Raw genomic sequence first — 13,360 nt, forward strand, 5'->3', positions numbered from 1 at the left:
GGGATTCGCACGTATTCTCCCAAGAGTAAGGCGACAGCCTAAAGAAAAGGGCGGGTGTAATCAATCCCGCCCTTGGTCGTAGTGTCAGGCGTTCTCCAGACACATGGCGATGCCCATGCCGCCGCCGATGTAAAGGATCGCAAGGCCCTTGGCGGCCTTGCGGTGCTTCATCTCGTGCAGAAGCGTGACGAGAACGCGGGTTCCCGAAGCTCCGATGGGATGGCCGATGGCGATCGCCCCACCGTTGACGTTGACGATTTCCGGGTTCCAGCCCATGTCCTTGTTGACGGCGCAGGCCTGCGCGGCGAACGCCTCGTTGGTCTCCACGAGATCGAGATCTTCGACGGACCAGTCGGCTTTCGCCAACGCCTTGCGCGAAGCCGGGATCGGGCCGGAGCCCATGACCTTGGGATCGATGCCCGCGGTTGGCCAGGAAGTGATGCGCGCAAGCGGCGTCAGGCCGCGCTTTTCTGCCTCCGCGGCCGTCATCAGGACCACGGCTGCGGCGCCATCATTGATACCCGATGCGTTGCCTGCGGTAACGGAGACTTCCTTGTCGAAGGCGGGGCGAAGCTTGGCGATGCTGTCCAGCGTCACGCCGTGGCGGATATATTCGTCCTCATCGATGATCCGCTCGCCCTTGCGCTCATACAAGGTGACGGGGACGATCTCGTCCTTGAACTTTCCTGCCTTCTGCGCGGCTGTCGGCCTTGTTCTGGAAGGCGACGGCGAACTCGTCCTGCTGTTCGCGGGTGATCTGCCACTTGGTTTGCGACATTCTCCGCCGTATTGCCCATGTGATAGCCGTTGAAGGCATCCCACAGGCCGTCCTTGATCATGGTGTCGATCATCTTGACGTCGCCCATCTTTTGACCGCTGCGCATGTAGGCGCAGTGCGGGGAGAGCGACATGGATTCCTGTCCGCCGGCCACGATGATCGAGGCATCTCCCGTTGCGATCTGCTGCATGCCGAGGGCGACGGTGCGCAGGCCCGAACCGCAGACCTGATTGATGACCAGAGCGGTTGCGCATTCCGGGATTCCGGCGGCGATCGCGGCCTGGCGGGCCGGGTTCTGGCTTTCTCCGGCCGTCAGGACCTGACCGAAAACGACCTAATTGACATCGGTGGCCTCCACGGAAGCGCGCGACAGCGCTTCGCGGATCACCGTGGTTCCCAGTTCATGCGCCGGGGTCTTGGCAAAGGCGTCGTTGAACGAGCCGACGGGCGTGCGTGTGGCGCTAACAATGACGATATCGCTGTTTGCGTCCATGAAAACTCTCCGCTTGGGGCATCCGCTGCCGGGCAGGGTGGGGACAAAATGGTCCCGAGCACCGGGTGGTTGGACTGTAGTCAGGAATACTGCCCTTACGTCGTGTGAAGTCAACTGCTCCATCGGTCGAGATGACGCAGTAGGAAGGCCTCCGATCTGGGTTTGCGCGCTTGCAGTTTTTCCGGGGTAATAAAAAGCGGTGGTGAATCCGAGGATGTTTGGCCTATCGTGATGCATCAGGGGAAACGGGGCGGATGCATGGCGAGAGGGCGATGTCGGTCCCCTGCCTGGAGCGGTTTTCGAGGGGATCGCACCGATCCGACTGAAAAGGTATGCTCCTGTTCATAATTCCGGAGTAGTAAGATACCGTCCGAATCAGTTCGGCGAAGTTGTAACGGGCTCCGGAATTCGATTTGCGCGCAACAACGCGGTAGGCAAAATGGCAAAGAAAGACGGACCGACCACGATCAAGAAATATGCGAATCGTCGGCTCTACAATACCGGCACCAGCACCTATGTAACGCTGGAAGATCTTGCATCGATGGTGAAGAGTGGGGAGGACTTTCAGGTCTTCGATGCCAAGTCGGGCGAGGACATCACCCGATCCGTACTTACTCAAATCATTTTCGAACAGGAAGCGAAGGGCCAGAATTTGCTGCCCGTCACCTTCCTGCGTCAGCTCATCCGATTTTACGGTGATCAGATTCAGGCGCTGGTTCCCAGCTACCTGGAATATTCCATGGCGTCGCTCACCAAGGAGCAGAACAAGCTGCGCGAGCAGATGTCGCAGACATTCGGATCCTCCACTTTCGACGCAATGGAGGAGCAGGTGCGCCGCAACACGGAAATGTTCGAGCGCGCCATGCGCATGTTCGTGCCGTTTCCTCAAGGCTCCGATTCAACGTCGGAAAGCCAGCCGCAGCCTGCAGCGCCCGCCGAGAGCGAGAGCGCCAAGCAGTCCGGCGATCTGAATGCGTTGAAGGAACAGCTCGCCGACATGCAGAAGAAGATCGACGAGCTGGCCAAGCCGAAAGGATAATCAAGCAGGCGAGTTGCCGGCGGGCCTGCGGCCAGGCAGGCTTGTTTGATCGGGCTCAGGCGCCCGTATCGGCGGTGAGACCGGCCGCCTGAATGCCGGCGACGGCACAGGCTTAGTCATTATCGGAGGTGTCGCCCGTGATGTCTACGGCGCCGATGCCCTGACCCTGCGCATCGCGGATCATCACTCCACCGGGAACGGAGATGATGGATCCGCCGGACGCGCTATTCAGTGCCTGAATGAAGTGGGGACGGCTTTCCGCATTGGCGTTGAGCCAGCGCGTGCCGGTGCCGACGGCAAGCGCGCCATAGGCTTTGCCGTAGGCGATCTGCGGCCGCATGATGGACGAGCCGTCCTGACGGGCCAGTGCGGTCAGATGGCCGCCGGCGTCGAACACCGCGACGGTGATCGGCTTGATCTTGAGTTCTGCCGCCTTCTCTATGGCGGCAGCGATAATCTTCTGGGCGGTTGCGAGCATCAGGTCCGTCATGGTTTCAGCCTCGAATTCAAGTGTTGTTTCCCTCATGGATATCCTGACCTAGCAGGCCGCCGCCCAAGGGGAAACAAACGCGGAAGAAAAACAGCTGTTCTTCAACGGCGTATAACCGATCCTGGAGGGGCAATGCATCGCGATTTCCAGAAACCCGGGCGTCCGCCCGTTCAATCCCGCACGGCCACGGCTGCAACGTCGCACCCGTTGGCGACCTCGGCGGCACTCAATGTGCTGCGAGAGGGCGGCAATGCGGCCGATGCCACAGTGGCGGCCGTTGCCGTGCAATGCGTGGTCGAGCCGCATATGACGGGGATCGGCGGCGACTGCTTCGCCATTGTCGTGCGCCCCGACGGAACCGTTTACGGCCTCAACGGGTCGGGGCGCGCCGCGAAAGGCGCAACGCCCGAGCGGTTGATGGCGGCAGGACTGAGCGATGAGATTCGGGACGATTCCATTCATGCCGTGACCGTGCCGGACGTCGTCAAGGCCTGGGAAACTCTGCTGCGCGATCACGGGTCGTGGTCCCTGTCGCGGGTTCTGGCTCCGGCGATCGACTATGCCGAGAACGGCTTTCCCGTGGCTTCGCGTGTCGGAACGGATTGGCCGGATCTCGTTGATCTTCTGCGCCGTGATGAGGGGGTGGCGCGACATTATCTGGTCGATGGCGCGGCTCCGGCCATCGGCAGCGTGCATCGATTGCCTGCGCTGGCTCAGACGTTGCGGGAAATCGCGGAAGACGGCGCCTGTGCGCTCTACGAGGGCCCCATTGCGGTGGAAATCGCGGCGACGGTTCAGGCCAAGGGCGGTTTCCTCACCGAAGAGAATCTTGCGGGTATCGACGTCCTGGCCGTCGAGCCGATCGTCTCGAACTATCGCGGTACGCAGGTGCTTGAACTGCCGCTGAACGGCCACGGCGTTACGGCGTTAATCCTCCTCAACATTCTAGAGAATTTCGACCTCTCGGCGCTCGACCCGACGGGGCCTGAACGGTTCCATCTGGAAATGGAGGCGGCGCGACTTGCCTATTCCGTCCGTGATCTTCACGTGGCCGATCCCGACGCCATGGTCGTATCGACCGCGGATTTGATCTCGAAGGAATTCGGCGCGCGTCTTGCGGCGAGGATCGATCCTGCGGCACGACTTAGCGGGTTGCCGACAGATGTCCTGACGCCCGATTCGGATACCGTCTACCTGACGGTGGTCGATGGGGACGGAACGGCCGTCTCGCTCATCAACTCGATCTATTGCGGGTTCGGCGCCGGGGTTGCGACGCCGAAATCGGGGATCGTCCTGCAAAATCGGGGAGCGTGCTTCCGGCTTAAGCCCGGTCACCCCAATTGCATCGGACCGCGCAAGCGGTCCCTGCACACAATCATTCCTGCGATGGCGTTCCGCGAAGGTCGGCCGTGGCTGTCATTCGGGGTGATGGGCGGCGCCTATCAGCCGTGCGGTCATGGGCATGTGCTGGGAAATATTCTCGATTTTGGGATGGACGTGCAGCAGGCAATCGATGCTCCGTGCATCTTCTTCGACGGGATTGACGGTCCGCTCATGGTGGAGACCGGCGTGAGCGAGGCGACTCATGCGGGCTTTCTGGAGCGGGGACACACCCTCACCCCTGCTCGGCAGGCAATCGGTGGCAGTCAGGCGATCATGATCGGGGATGGGCTGCTCACAGCGGGGTCTGATACGCGCAAGGACGGGTGCGCGCTCGGCTGGTAATCCGGGATATCGGTTGATGCCCGATTGGCCGATTTGCTTCAGGCAGAGCGGTTGAGGATGGAGCCGGGCTTCAGCAGAAACGTCGAACCGGCTGTCGCGGCATAGGCCTTGGCGGAGGGTTCCGGCTCTTCCTTGCGGCGCGTGCGGGTCTGCGGCACGCCGATGTCCGTTGCGATCAGATGGGTCAGGAACGCGGCATTGGCGCCGTAGTAATGGTAGCGGGCCGGTTCGCTGCTCCGTGCGGCGCTGACTGCGACCAGGGCGCGGCCTTGACCCTCCTGCGAGCCTGACGGTGATGGCGGCGGCGGGGCGGTCGCTCTTCGAGCTGGGTTCGACCCGGCGGTGCCCGCTAAGAGGTCCACCTGCATGTCCGCTCGGTTCGACTGGTGCCACCATTGGCCTCGCCTCCACGTGTTCCGTAGCGGGACATTCGCGTTTCGCCTGCATTCTTCTGCGCAAGTCGGATGCCACTTAGTAACCATCTGTTAACCTTTTGTCGTAACGCAATAGTGAAATCGCACGAATCAGCGCTTTTCGGATCACTTTTGTCTTGGGAAATTTGCGGAGAGACCGTCGATCAGTTGGTGTCTGGCACGTCAGGCGTGCGCTGGAACTCGGCAAATGGCCGATTTCGAAACAATTTTAATCAAAAATGATACGGGCCGGGATTTCCCGTCCCGATTACGCTGTGCGGCTCGAATTCACGAGCCTTCGCCGGGACCGAAGGTAATATCGCGCTGAGCCGAGTGGGTGGCGACGGTAAATCCGGCGATCATGTCGAGCAGCGAGATCAGCAGCAGAATGAAGAAGACCGACGTCGCGCCCGCCCGCACGACGAGGAATTCGACGAGATAGGTCACGAAAACCAGTGCGGAGAGGATGTGGTCGATGACCGATCCCCATCCTCGGCCGACGCGCGTGGCCTTGAGGATTTCGAAAAACAGCAGAAACAAGCCCACCGCGATCATCAGGTCTCCCAAAAGGAGCGACCAGCGGGCATCTGAGGGGAGGGGAATGGTGGCGACCGGCAGGACCCAGGAATTGTCGGGATCGGTGCCGAGCAGGCCGAATGCGATGATGTTGTAGACGATCAGCGGGGCAATGGTCAGCGGAATATTATAACGAACGGCATGGGTGGCCTCATGCGTTGCCGGTAACTGTCGTTCCTGAAGGCATATGCGGTTCTGAAAGCGTGTCGGGAAATACCCTAACCCACGAACAGGGGGTGACGGAAATCGTCAATATGGGTGAGGGAGGAGCCGCGTCTGCCCGCGCTCAATGGCGCTCTCACCGGGGTGAGCCAGAGGGCGGACATGAAAAAGGCCGACGAAATGCGCCGGCCTCGATCATCGTCTTCAGCGTTCGCGAGAGATCTCGCAAGCCGCTCGGATGCTTAGATGCTATCCTTCGGCTCAAGGATCTGACGCCCGCGATACATGCCGCTCTTCAGGTCGATGTGATGCGGGCAGCGAAGTTCGCCCGAATCCTTGTCCTCGACATAGGCCGGCTGCTTCAGGGCGTCCGCGGAACGGCGAAAACCGCGCTTCATGCGCGACGTCTTTCGCTTCGGAACGGCCATGTTCAACTCTCCAGTGGTCAAAGACGGACCACGCCCGAATCCGGTTTAGCCGGGTTGGACATGCCTCGCCTGAAAGAATGGCCGCCTTGTACAGGCATCCTTGCGCCAGCGCCACCCCGTTGAGGCATATTTTTTATATTCATCAATTAATAAATTAAATCTCTTCGAGAAGATCGCGTCCGATTCTGGCGCGTTCGCGCACTGCGCGGGCATGATTGGCGTGTCCGCGCGACAGGTGCATCGGGTTGCGGGCGATCGGGTTGGGCAGGGTGTTGCCAGCCGCGCGGCCTGAGTTGCGCTCAGTTTGTCGGCCGATACGCCGTAATAATGGCGCGCCGCCGCCTCGATGCCGAAAATCCCATCGCCCTATTCCGCGATGTTGAGATAAAGCTCCAGAATGCGTCGTTTGGACAGGACCAGATCGATCCACAGTGCCAAAGGTATCTCCATCGCCTTGCGCACGTAACTGCGCGAGGGCCAGAGAAACAGGTTCTTGGCAAGCTGCATGATGGTGGAGGCGCCGCGCACTTCCTCGCTGTCCTCAAGCTTTGACACCTGACGCATCAGGGCATCCCAGTCGACGCCTGTATGAACGCAGAAGCGGGCATCCTCGGAGGGCGATCACGGAGCGCTGCAGGACTAGCGAGATCGTATCGAGCGGCGTCCAGATCCGCTCTACCTTCTGTCCCGTCAGAAGACGCGCCAGCATCGGTGTGGAGACGGCGGGCAGGATCGAATAGACGAGTGTAATCTCCAGCGGCAGCATGGCGAGAAAAACGGCGGCCTTCAGCAGCACCCGCACCAGACGCTGGCGGGTGGTTTCCTTCCCCCCATTGCGTCGGCTGCCGCCAGTCGCCTTTTTTGCACCCGCGCGAACCAGCCCCTTGCCGCCAAACCGGCCTGTCCTTCCGTTTACGCTATTGTGCTCAATTCGTTGCAATAGGGTCGTGTGCGAGCCCGCACGTCAAGGTCGGGAGGCGAAAAGCCTTGCGCATTGAGTCGCGCCCCGCTGTTCCCGGCAGAGCACCCCATGCGTCCTGATCGGGCACATGACGTGCCTCAAGTAACTGCCCGGAGCCGGGTTTGGTCGTGTATGATCCCGCGTGCGTCGGATGGGGGCGGTTGATTGACAGTGTCGTTCCCATCGGGCAATTCGAACTGCAACACTTCGCGTTTTCCTGACCCGGTTTTCCATCCCGTGACCCTCGAACTGCCAGATACCTTCACCGAGCGCCTGACCGCGACCGCTGCGTGCGTGGAGACGATGCTCGATTCGTTGCTCGATGAGCTGCCGCTATCCGGCGAGGTCTGCCGTCCGGGCCGGTTGCTGGCCGCCATGCGGCATGCGGCTCTGGGCGGGAGCAAACGGCTGCGGCCGTTCCTGCTGATCGAGGTGGCCCGTCTGTTCGATCGCGACGATGAAGGGGTGCTGCGGGCCGGTGCGGCGCTTGAATGCGTCCACTGCTATTCCCTCGTCCATGATGATCTCCCGGCGATGGACGATGACGACATCCGCCGCGGGCGGCCGACGGTTCACCGGGCTTTTGACGAGGCGACCGCGGTTCTGGCCGGCGATGCGCTGCTGACCTTTGCCTTCGATATCCTTGCCGACCCGGCGACGGACGAGGATGCGGAATTGCGGGCGGGTCTGACGCTCGATCTCGCGCGGGCCTCCGGTCTCGGCGGGATGGCCGGCGGTCAGATGCTCGATCTTCTGGGAAGTGCGGTTTCCAGCGAGGAAGAGGATATCCGTCGTCTCCAGTCGATGAAGACCGGCGCGCTCATTCGCTTCGCAACGCGGGCCGGTGCGCGCATGAGCGGCGGCAATGACGGCGATATCACCCGGTTGACCCGCTTCGGCGAAATTGCGGGGCTCGCCTTCCAGCTTGCCGACGATCTGCTCGACGTGGTGGGCGATGCGGAGGCCCTGGGCAAGGCGACGGGCAAGGATGCCGTGTTGGGCAAGGCGACCCTGGTCGAACTCAACGGAGTGGAATGGACGCAAAAGACGCTTTCCGACCTCGTGGAGGAAGCGGACGCTCTGCTGGATAGTTACGGCGAGCGAGCTGCGATTTTGCGTCAGACGGCGCGCTTCATTGCCGAACGACACAGTTGATCTCTGACATGCCGGAGACCTGCCGTCTCACTCCGCCTGATCTGGAGGGAAACCTCGAATTGACCGCCGCCGCTGCGTAAAGCAATAGTTAACGACTTCTTGCGACGATTCTCCGGCGGAATGGCCCAGAAGGGTCTTCCATTTTTGGATGGTTGAGGCAGCGGGAACGTTGCTCCGGGGGCTGTGATAAGGGCAGGAAGCCGATATGTCTTAGACGGTCGACAGGATCCCCGCACCCGTGCCGCTTGTTAAGGCTGCGGATCACAATCCGCGGGAACAGCAGCAATTTGACCAGCAGGACGAGGCTGCGCTCCACGTCGCGGGCGATGGCGATCCCGATCCCCCTCACGGTTCGGACGAGCCTGCGGTCGTGGTCGATACCGGCGTTCATGAAACCACGCCGCTCGGCGGGGTCGCGGCCTATCAGGCAGTCGCACGCCATGCGATCGAGGCCTTGGGGCGCGATCCGTTGGCGGAAGATGATCCGACCATCAAGGAAGCCGAAGAGCCCGAGCCGTGGCGGCTGGGCAACGACGATTCCTGACGGCCTTCCGACCTCGTCCTATCTCAACGTCCAAGGCGTTCTTCAGTGCATCTTGTCGTCCTTTGCGCTCAGGGAATGCCGGTTGATCAGCGGCAATTGCGAGAGCGTGAAACAGAAGGTGATCGGCATGATGCCGAAAACTTTGAAGGTCACCCAGAAATCGGTCGAGAAATTGCGCCAGACGATTTCGTTGAGGATGACCAGGAAGAGGAAGAACAGGCCCCAGCGAAACGTGAGCTTGCGCCAGCCTTCCGCATCGAGTTGAAAGACGCTGTCGAAGACATAGCCCAGAAATGAGCGCCCGAAAGCGAGTCCACCGAGCAGCACCGCGCCGAACAGCGTGTTGATGATGGTCGGCTTCAGCTTGATGAAGACATCGTCGTGCAGATAGAGCGTCAACGCGCCGAAGACGATCACGACGACACCGGCCACCAGCGGCATGACCGACAGGCGGCGGTAGATGGAATAGGAAACGATCAGCGAGATCGAAATCGCCACCATGAAGGCGGCGGTCGCAATGAAGATCGGGCCGCCAAGGGCGCCGAGGGCGGGAAAGCTTTCCGCCAGTTGTTTGCCGCGTGCATTAGCGAAGAAAAAGATGGCGAGCGGCCCCAATTCCAGTGCCCGCTTCAGAAGCGGATTTTCGTCGCGCTTTCTATCCGGCGCATTTGGGTCGTGTTCGAATTCCAAGTCGCAAAACCCCGTTTGCGTTGATGTCGCTCAGCGTTCCGCCTGACGCGGGTCCCGTCTACATGGGGACGGATGACCCGTTGTGCGAGGGGCGTGTCGCCAGCCTAGCATTAAGATTGCGTCATGCCCGCGATGGCGGCCGCAAAATCTTTTGCAGTGAAGGGCTCCAGATCGTCGATCCCCTCGCCGATACCGATGAAATGTACGGGCATGGGGTGCTTGGCGGCGATCGCCACCAGGATGCCGCCGCGCGCCGTGCCGTCGAGCTTCGTCATGACGAGGCCGGTGACGCCTGCCTTCTTGCCGAAGATCTCCACCTGGCTCATGGCGTTCTGCCCGGTGGTGGCGTCCAGCGTCAGCAGCACCGTGTGAGGGGCCTCGGGATCGTGCTTCTTGATGACACGCACGACCTTTTCCAGTTCCGCCATCAGCTCCGCCCGGTTCTGCAGGCGACCGGCGGTATCGATCAGCAGAACGTCGCTCTGCTCGGCCTGCGCCTGCTTCATGGCATCGAAGACGAGGCCAGCCGCATCCGCGCCCGTGGGACGGGAAACGACCGTGGAATTGGTTCTGTCACCCCAGATCTTGAGCTGCTCGACGGCGGCGGCGCGGAAGGTGTCTCCCGCGGCCAGCATCACCTTCTTGCCTTCGCGGGTAAGCTTGGCGGCGAGCTTGCCGATGGTCGTGGTCTTGCCAGTCCCGTTGACGCCCACCAGCAGCACAACGTGGGGCTTGTGACCGGTGTCGAGATCGAGCGGCTGGGCGACGGGCTCCAGCACCTTCTCGATCTCGTCGGCCAGAACGCTGCGAACTTCCTCTTCGGAGATTTCCTTGTCGAACCGGCCTTCCGCCAACCGCTCGGTGATGGTGATCGCCGTATCCGTACCGAGATCTGCCTGGATCAGCAGATTCTCCAGATCCTCCAGCGTCTCCGCATCGAGCTTGCGCTTGCGGAAGACGGAGGTGATGCCTTCGCCAAGCGCCGAGGAGGAGCGGGAAAGTCCGTCGCGAAGCCGCTGGAACCAGGACCGCTTGGGCGTGGTCTCATCAGCAGGGACTGCCTCTGCTGTTTCCGGTTCTTCTGTCGATATTTCGGTCTCGGCAGCCTCGTTAGTCACTTCGTCGGGGATTTCAGCCTCGACTTCCGGCTCGGTCACATCGGACTGAGCGTCCGCTTCGGGGGCTGTCCCGGCGACATCCGTCTCCGGCACCTGTTCTTCGGTGCTGACGGGGGCGGCTTCGGCCTCGGGAGCCGGGACTTCGCCGCTTTGCGGGGCTTCGAGCGTCGCGCTGTCGTCTTCGACTGGCTCCGGTTCAACCGGTTCCTCGGTCTCAGCCGTTTCGTCTGGGGTGGGCTCTTCCGGTTGAGGAGCGTCTATCCCGTCTTCTTCCGGTGCGGTGTCGGGCTCGTGGGTCTCGAGCTCTGGTGTCTCGGCTTCCGGCGTTTCGCTTTCGGGTGTTTCCGTTTCCGGGGTCAGAGCTTCCGGGTTCTCGGTCGGCGTATCTTTCTTGCCGCCGAACAACCGTCCGAAAAATCCGCGCTTTTCGCTCTCCGCCATGAAATTCCGTTTTTTCGCTCAGGTTGGTCGGCAGGGACATCCGACCCTGTACCTGATTGTCACGATCTGCAGCTTTTGTCATCCCGAACGCGGTGCGGCGCGAGATGCCATTTGCCGCTCAAGGCTCTCAAGCCGCTTCGGCCATGAGGTGACGGCGGCTGTGACCGGTGATGCGGGCCGTGACGATGGTGCCGGCGTGCCGAAGCTCAGTTCCGTTTCGGTGAATTGTCCGGTCCGCCCCAATCCTTCGCGTTCCACCAGAATGCGGCGGGTGAGACCGATTTCGCTGGAAAGGTGGCGCATGAGGGCCGCTTCGCCCGCCTCGCGCAGCCGTGCGGCGCGCTCCTTGACGAGGGCGCGGTTGACCTGGGGCATGCGGCCTGCGGGCGTTCCCTTGCGCGGGGAAAACGGAAAGACGTGGAGATGCGTCAGGCCGCAGTCCTCGCCGATCCTCAGCGGGTTTTCGAACATCGCTTTGGTTTCGGTCGGGAACCCGGCGATGATGTCAGCGCCGAAGATCACGTCTGGTCGGTGGCGGCGCACCTCTTCGCAGAAGGCGATGGTGTCCTCGCGCGAATGGCGGCGCTTCATGCGCTTCAGGATCATGTTGTCGCCGGATTGCAGGCTGAGGTGGAAATGCGGTATCAGCCGGGGCTCTTCGGCGATCGCGCGCATCAGGGCGTCATCGGCCTCGATGGAGGAGAGACGCAGCCGCTCCAGATCCGGCACCAGTTTCAGGATCTTTTCAACGAGCGTTCCGAGCTTCGGCTCGCCGGGAAGATCTGCACCGTAGGAGGTGATGTCGACGCCGGTCAGGACAATCTCGTGATAGCCGTTCTCGACGAGGCGGCGGATCTGGCCGACCACTTTGCCCATGGCGACGGAGCGCGAATTCCCCCGGCCGAAGGGGATGATGCAGAAGGTGCGGCGATGATAGCAGCCGTTCTGGACCTGCACGAAGGCGCGAACGCGGCCTTCCAGTCCGTCGATCAGGTGGCCGGCGGTCTTCCGCACGCTCATGATGTCGTTGACGATGACCTTCTCGTTCTCGTCGATGCCGAAATCCGCCACGCGCTTGTAGGAGGCGCGTTCAAGCTTCTCGGTATTGCCGATGACGAGATCGACCTCCTCCATTTGCGAGAAGGTTTCGGCCTCGATCTGTGCCGCACAACCGGTGACGATGATACGGGCTTGCGGATTTTCGCGGCGCGCACGGCGGATCTGCTGACGGGCCTGGCGCACCGCCTCACCCGTCACCGCGCAGGTGTTGACGAGGATGGCGTTGTCGAGGCCCGCGGCCTCCGCTTCGCGCCGCATGATCTCGGACTCGTAGGTGTTGAGCCTGCAACCGAAAGTGACGAGCTTGATGGTCATGGATCAGGCCGCGCCCTGCGTCTCGCGCCGCCATTCGGGCTTGCCGCCGTTGAGCGAATCCAGATCCAGCGTGCCGAGGAATTCAAGCTCGGTGTCGCCGGTCATCATCACGTGGCCGTCGCTCTCGCGCCATTCGATGTCGAGAGGGCCGCCGGGCAGCGTCACCGTGACATGGCGGCCGGTCAGCCGCTTGCGGGCGGCCACAACCCCGGTGGCGCAGGCGGCGGTGCCGCAGGCCCGGGTCAGGCCGACGCCGCGTTCCCACACCTTCGCGCGGATTTCGTTCTGGCCGGTAATTTGGGCCAGCGTGACGTTGGCGCGTTCGGGAAAAACCGGGTGATGTTCGAGAAGCGGGCCGAAGCGTTCCAGATCGTAGGCCTCGATATCGTCGACGAAAAAGATTGCGTGCGGATTGCCCATGTTCACCACGGCGGGCGAATGCAGGACGGGCTCATCGATTGGGCCGATCTGCAACTCGATGACGCGGGTATCGCGGAATTCTTCTGCGAGCGGAATGTCCTGCCATTCGAGCTTCGGTTCGCCCATGTCCACCGTGACGCGAACCTCGTTGCCCGTCGCATAGGCTTTCAGGAAGCCCGCATTGGTCTGGATCGTGGCGCGGTCCGTGTCCTTTTCCTCCATCACCAGACGACCGATGCAGCGGGTGGCGTTGCCGCAGGCATCGACCTGGCCGCCGTCGCAATTGTAGATTCGCATGAAGGCATCGACACCCATGGGGGAAGCTTCGACGATGATCATCTGGTCGAAGCCGATACCGGATGTCCGGCTCCCGATCGCAGCGATCTGAGTGTCGGAAAGGCGCGCGGGTTCTTCGCGCGCATCGAAAACGACGAAGTCGTTGCCGAGCCCGTTCATCTTGACGAAGGGGAGTTCGCGCGCAGTCATCGTGGGATACTTTCCTGAGCCTTGGTCGGATCCACAGTGGAAACTGGCCTCTATATGGCGGAAACGT

At 61.7% G+C, this 13,360-nt stretch carries 12 protein-coding genes and 2 pseudogenes; 4 read left to right on the top strand and 10 right to left on the bottom strand.

What is annotated here, in order from left to right:
• Positions 1–84: 84 nt before the first annotated feature.
• Positions 85–1,271, bottom strand: a pseudogene (locus tag QNJ43_RS05995) (acetyl-CoA C-acetyltransferase).
• Between the two features lie 439 nt (positions 1,272–1,710).
• Between QNJ43_RS05995 and phaR the strand changes: the two are divergent.
• Complete coding sequence (gene phaR / locus QNJ43_RS06000) at positions 1,711–2,310, top strand: polyhydroxyalkanoate synthesis repressor PhaR (RefSeq protein WP_300468228.1); 600 nt, start codon at positions 1,711–1,713, stop codon at positions 2,308–2,310.
• 112 nt (positions 2,311–2,422) lie between these two features.
• Here the strand turns inward: phaR and QNJ43_RS06005 are convergent, their stop codons facing one another.
• Positions 2,423–2,800 carry a heme-binding protein gene (locus tag QNJ43_RS06005; protein WP_300468557.1) on the bottom strand — a complete coding sequence of 126 codons (378 nt, stop codon included), beginning with the start codon at positions 2,798–2,800 and terminating at the stop codon, positions 2,423–2,425.
• Between the two features lie 207 nt (positions 2,801–3,007).
• On the opposite strand from QNJ43_RS06005, the gene QNJ43_RS06010 reads away from it, so the two are divergent.
• Complete coding sequence (locus QNJ43_RS06010) at positions 3,008–4,525, top strand: gamma-glutamyltransferase family protein (protein ID WP_346432878.1); 1,518 nt, start codon at positions 3,008–3,010, stop codon at positions 4,523–4,525.
• A 38-nt stretch (positions 4,526–4,563) separates the two neighbouring features.
• Here the strand turns inward: QNJ43_RS06010 and QNJ43_RS06015 are convergent, their stop codons facing one another.
• From QNJ43_RS06015 to mtgA, 4 genes and pseudogenes are all read right to left on the bottom strand, one after another.
• Entirely contained in the window at positions 4,564–4,887 is a 324-nt protein-coding gene (locus QNJ43_RS06015) for a hypothetical protein (RefSeq protein ID WP_300468232.1), read from the bottom strand.
• Positions 4,888–5,226: 339 nt separating this feature from the next.
• Entirely contained in the window at positions 5,227–5,493 is a 267-nt protein-coding gene (locus QNJ43_RS06020; RefSeq protein WP_300468234.1) for a hypothetical protein, read from the bottom strand.
• A gap of 425 nt (positions 5,494–5,918) precedes the next feature.
• A complete protein-coding gene (gene rpmF / locus QNJ43_RS06025; protein ID WP_300468236.1) occupies positions 5,919–6,104 on the bottom strand; it encodes a 50S ribosomal protein L32 in 186 nt (61 codons plus the stop codon).
• A 247-nt stretch (positions 6,105–6,351) separates the two neighbouring features.
• Positions 6,352–6,870 (bottom strand): annotated as a pseudogene (mtgA, locus tag QNJ43_RS06030) (monofunctional biosynthetic peptidoglycan transglycosylase); the annotation flags it as partial.
• A gap of 498 nt (positions 6,871–7,368) precedes the next feature.
• Here mtgA and QNJ43_RS06035 point away from each other — a divergent pair.
• Positions 7,369–8,220 (top strand): farnesyl diphosphate synthase, encoded by an 852-nt coding sequence (locus tag QNJ43_RS06035; protein ID WP_300468559.1) that lies wholly within the window; start codon positions 7,369–7,371, stop codon positions 8,218–8,220.
• 238 nt (positions 8,221–8,458) lie between these two features.
• A complete protein-coding gene (locus QNJ43_RS06040; protein ID WP_300468238.1) occupies positions 8,459–8,764 on the top strand; it encodes a hypothetical protein in 306 nt (101 codons plus the stop codon).
• 42 nt (positions 8,765–8,806) lie between these two features.
• Here the strand turns inward: QNJ43_RS06040 and QNJ43_RS06045 are convergent, their stop codons facing one another.
• The 4 genes from QNJ43_RS06045 to dapF all read right to left on the bottom strand — a co-directional run bounded on the left by QNJ43_RS06045 (position 8,807) and on the right by dapF (position 13,293).
• A complete protein-coding gene (locus QNJ43_RS06045) occupies positions 8,807–9,454 on the bottom strand; it encodes a septation protein A (RefSeq protein WP_300468240.1) in 648 nt (215 codons plus the stop codon).
• Between the two features lie 110 nt (positions 9,455–9,564).
• Positions 9,565–11,013 carry a signal recognition particle-docking protein FtsY gene (gene ftsY, locus QNJ43_RS06050; RefSeq protein ID WP_300468243.1) on the bottom strand — a complete coding sequence of 483 codons (1,449 nt, stop codon included), beginning with the start codon at positions 11,011–11,013 and terminating at the stop codon, positions 9,565–9,567.
• 78 nt (positions 11,014–11,091) lie between these two features.
• Complete coding sequence (mtaB, locus tag QNJ43_RS06055; protein ID WP_346432879.1) at positions 11,092–12,387, bottom strand: tRNA (N(6)-L-threonylcarbamoyladenosine(37)-C(2))-methylthiotransferase MtaB; 1,296 nt, start codon at positions 12,385–12,387, stop codon at positions 11,092–11,094.
• A gap of 3 nt (positions 12,388–12,390) precedes the next feature.
• Positions 12,391–13,293: a diaminopimelate epimerase gene (gene dapF, locus QNJ43_RS06060; protein ID WP_300468246.1), complete on the bottom strand. Its 903-nt coding sequence runs from the start codon at positions 13,291–13,293 to the stop codon at positions 12,391–12,393.
• Positions 13,294–13,360 lie beyond the last annotated feature (67 nt).

The sequence above is a fragment of the Breoghania sp. genome (genome assembly GCF_030066895.1).
GTDB lineage: Bacteria > Pseudomonadota > Alphaproteobacteria > Rhizobiales > Stappiaceae > Breoghania.

Excerpts from the sequence above, each read along its gene's own strand:
- phaR (WP_300468228.1), top strand. The coding sequence starts at position 1,711 with ATGGCAAAGAAAGACGGACCGACCACGATCAAGAAATATGCGAATCGT.
- QNJ43_RS06005 (WP_300468557.1), bottom strand. The coding sequence starts at position 2,800 with ATGACGGACCTGATGCTCGCAACCGCCCAGAAGATTATCGCTGCCGCC.
- QNJ43_RS06020 (WP_300468234.1), bottom strand. The coding sequence starts at position 5,493 with ATGATCGCGGTGGGCTTGTTTCTGCTGTTTTTCGAAATCCTCAAGGCC.
- rpmF (WP_300468236.1), bottom strand. The coding sequence starts at position 6,104 with ATGGCCGTTCCGAAGCGAAAGACGTCGCGCATGAAGCGCGGTTTTCGC.
- QNJ43_RS06035 (WP_300468559.1), top strand. The coding sequence starts at position 7,369 with ATGCTCGATTCGTTGCTCGATGAGCTGCCGCTATCCGGCGAGGTCTGC.
- ftsY (WP_300468243.1), bottom strand. The coding sequence starts at position 11,013 with ATGGCGGAGAGCGAAAAGCGCGGATTTTTCGGACGGTTGTTCGGCGGC.
- mtaB (WP_346432879.1), bottom strand. The coding sequence starts at position 12,387 with ATGACCATCAAGCTCGTCACTTTCGGTTGCAGGCTCAACACCTACGAG.
- dapF (WP_300468246.1), bottom strand. The coding sequence starts at position 13,293 with ATGACTGCGCGCGAACTCCCCTTCGTCAAGATGAACGGGCTCGGCAAC.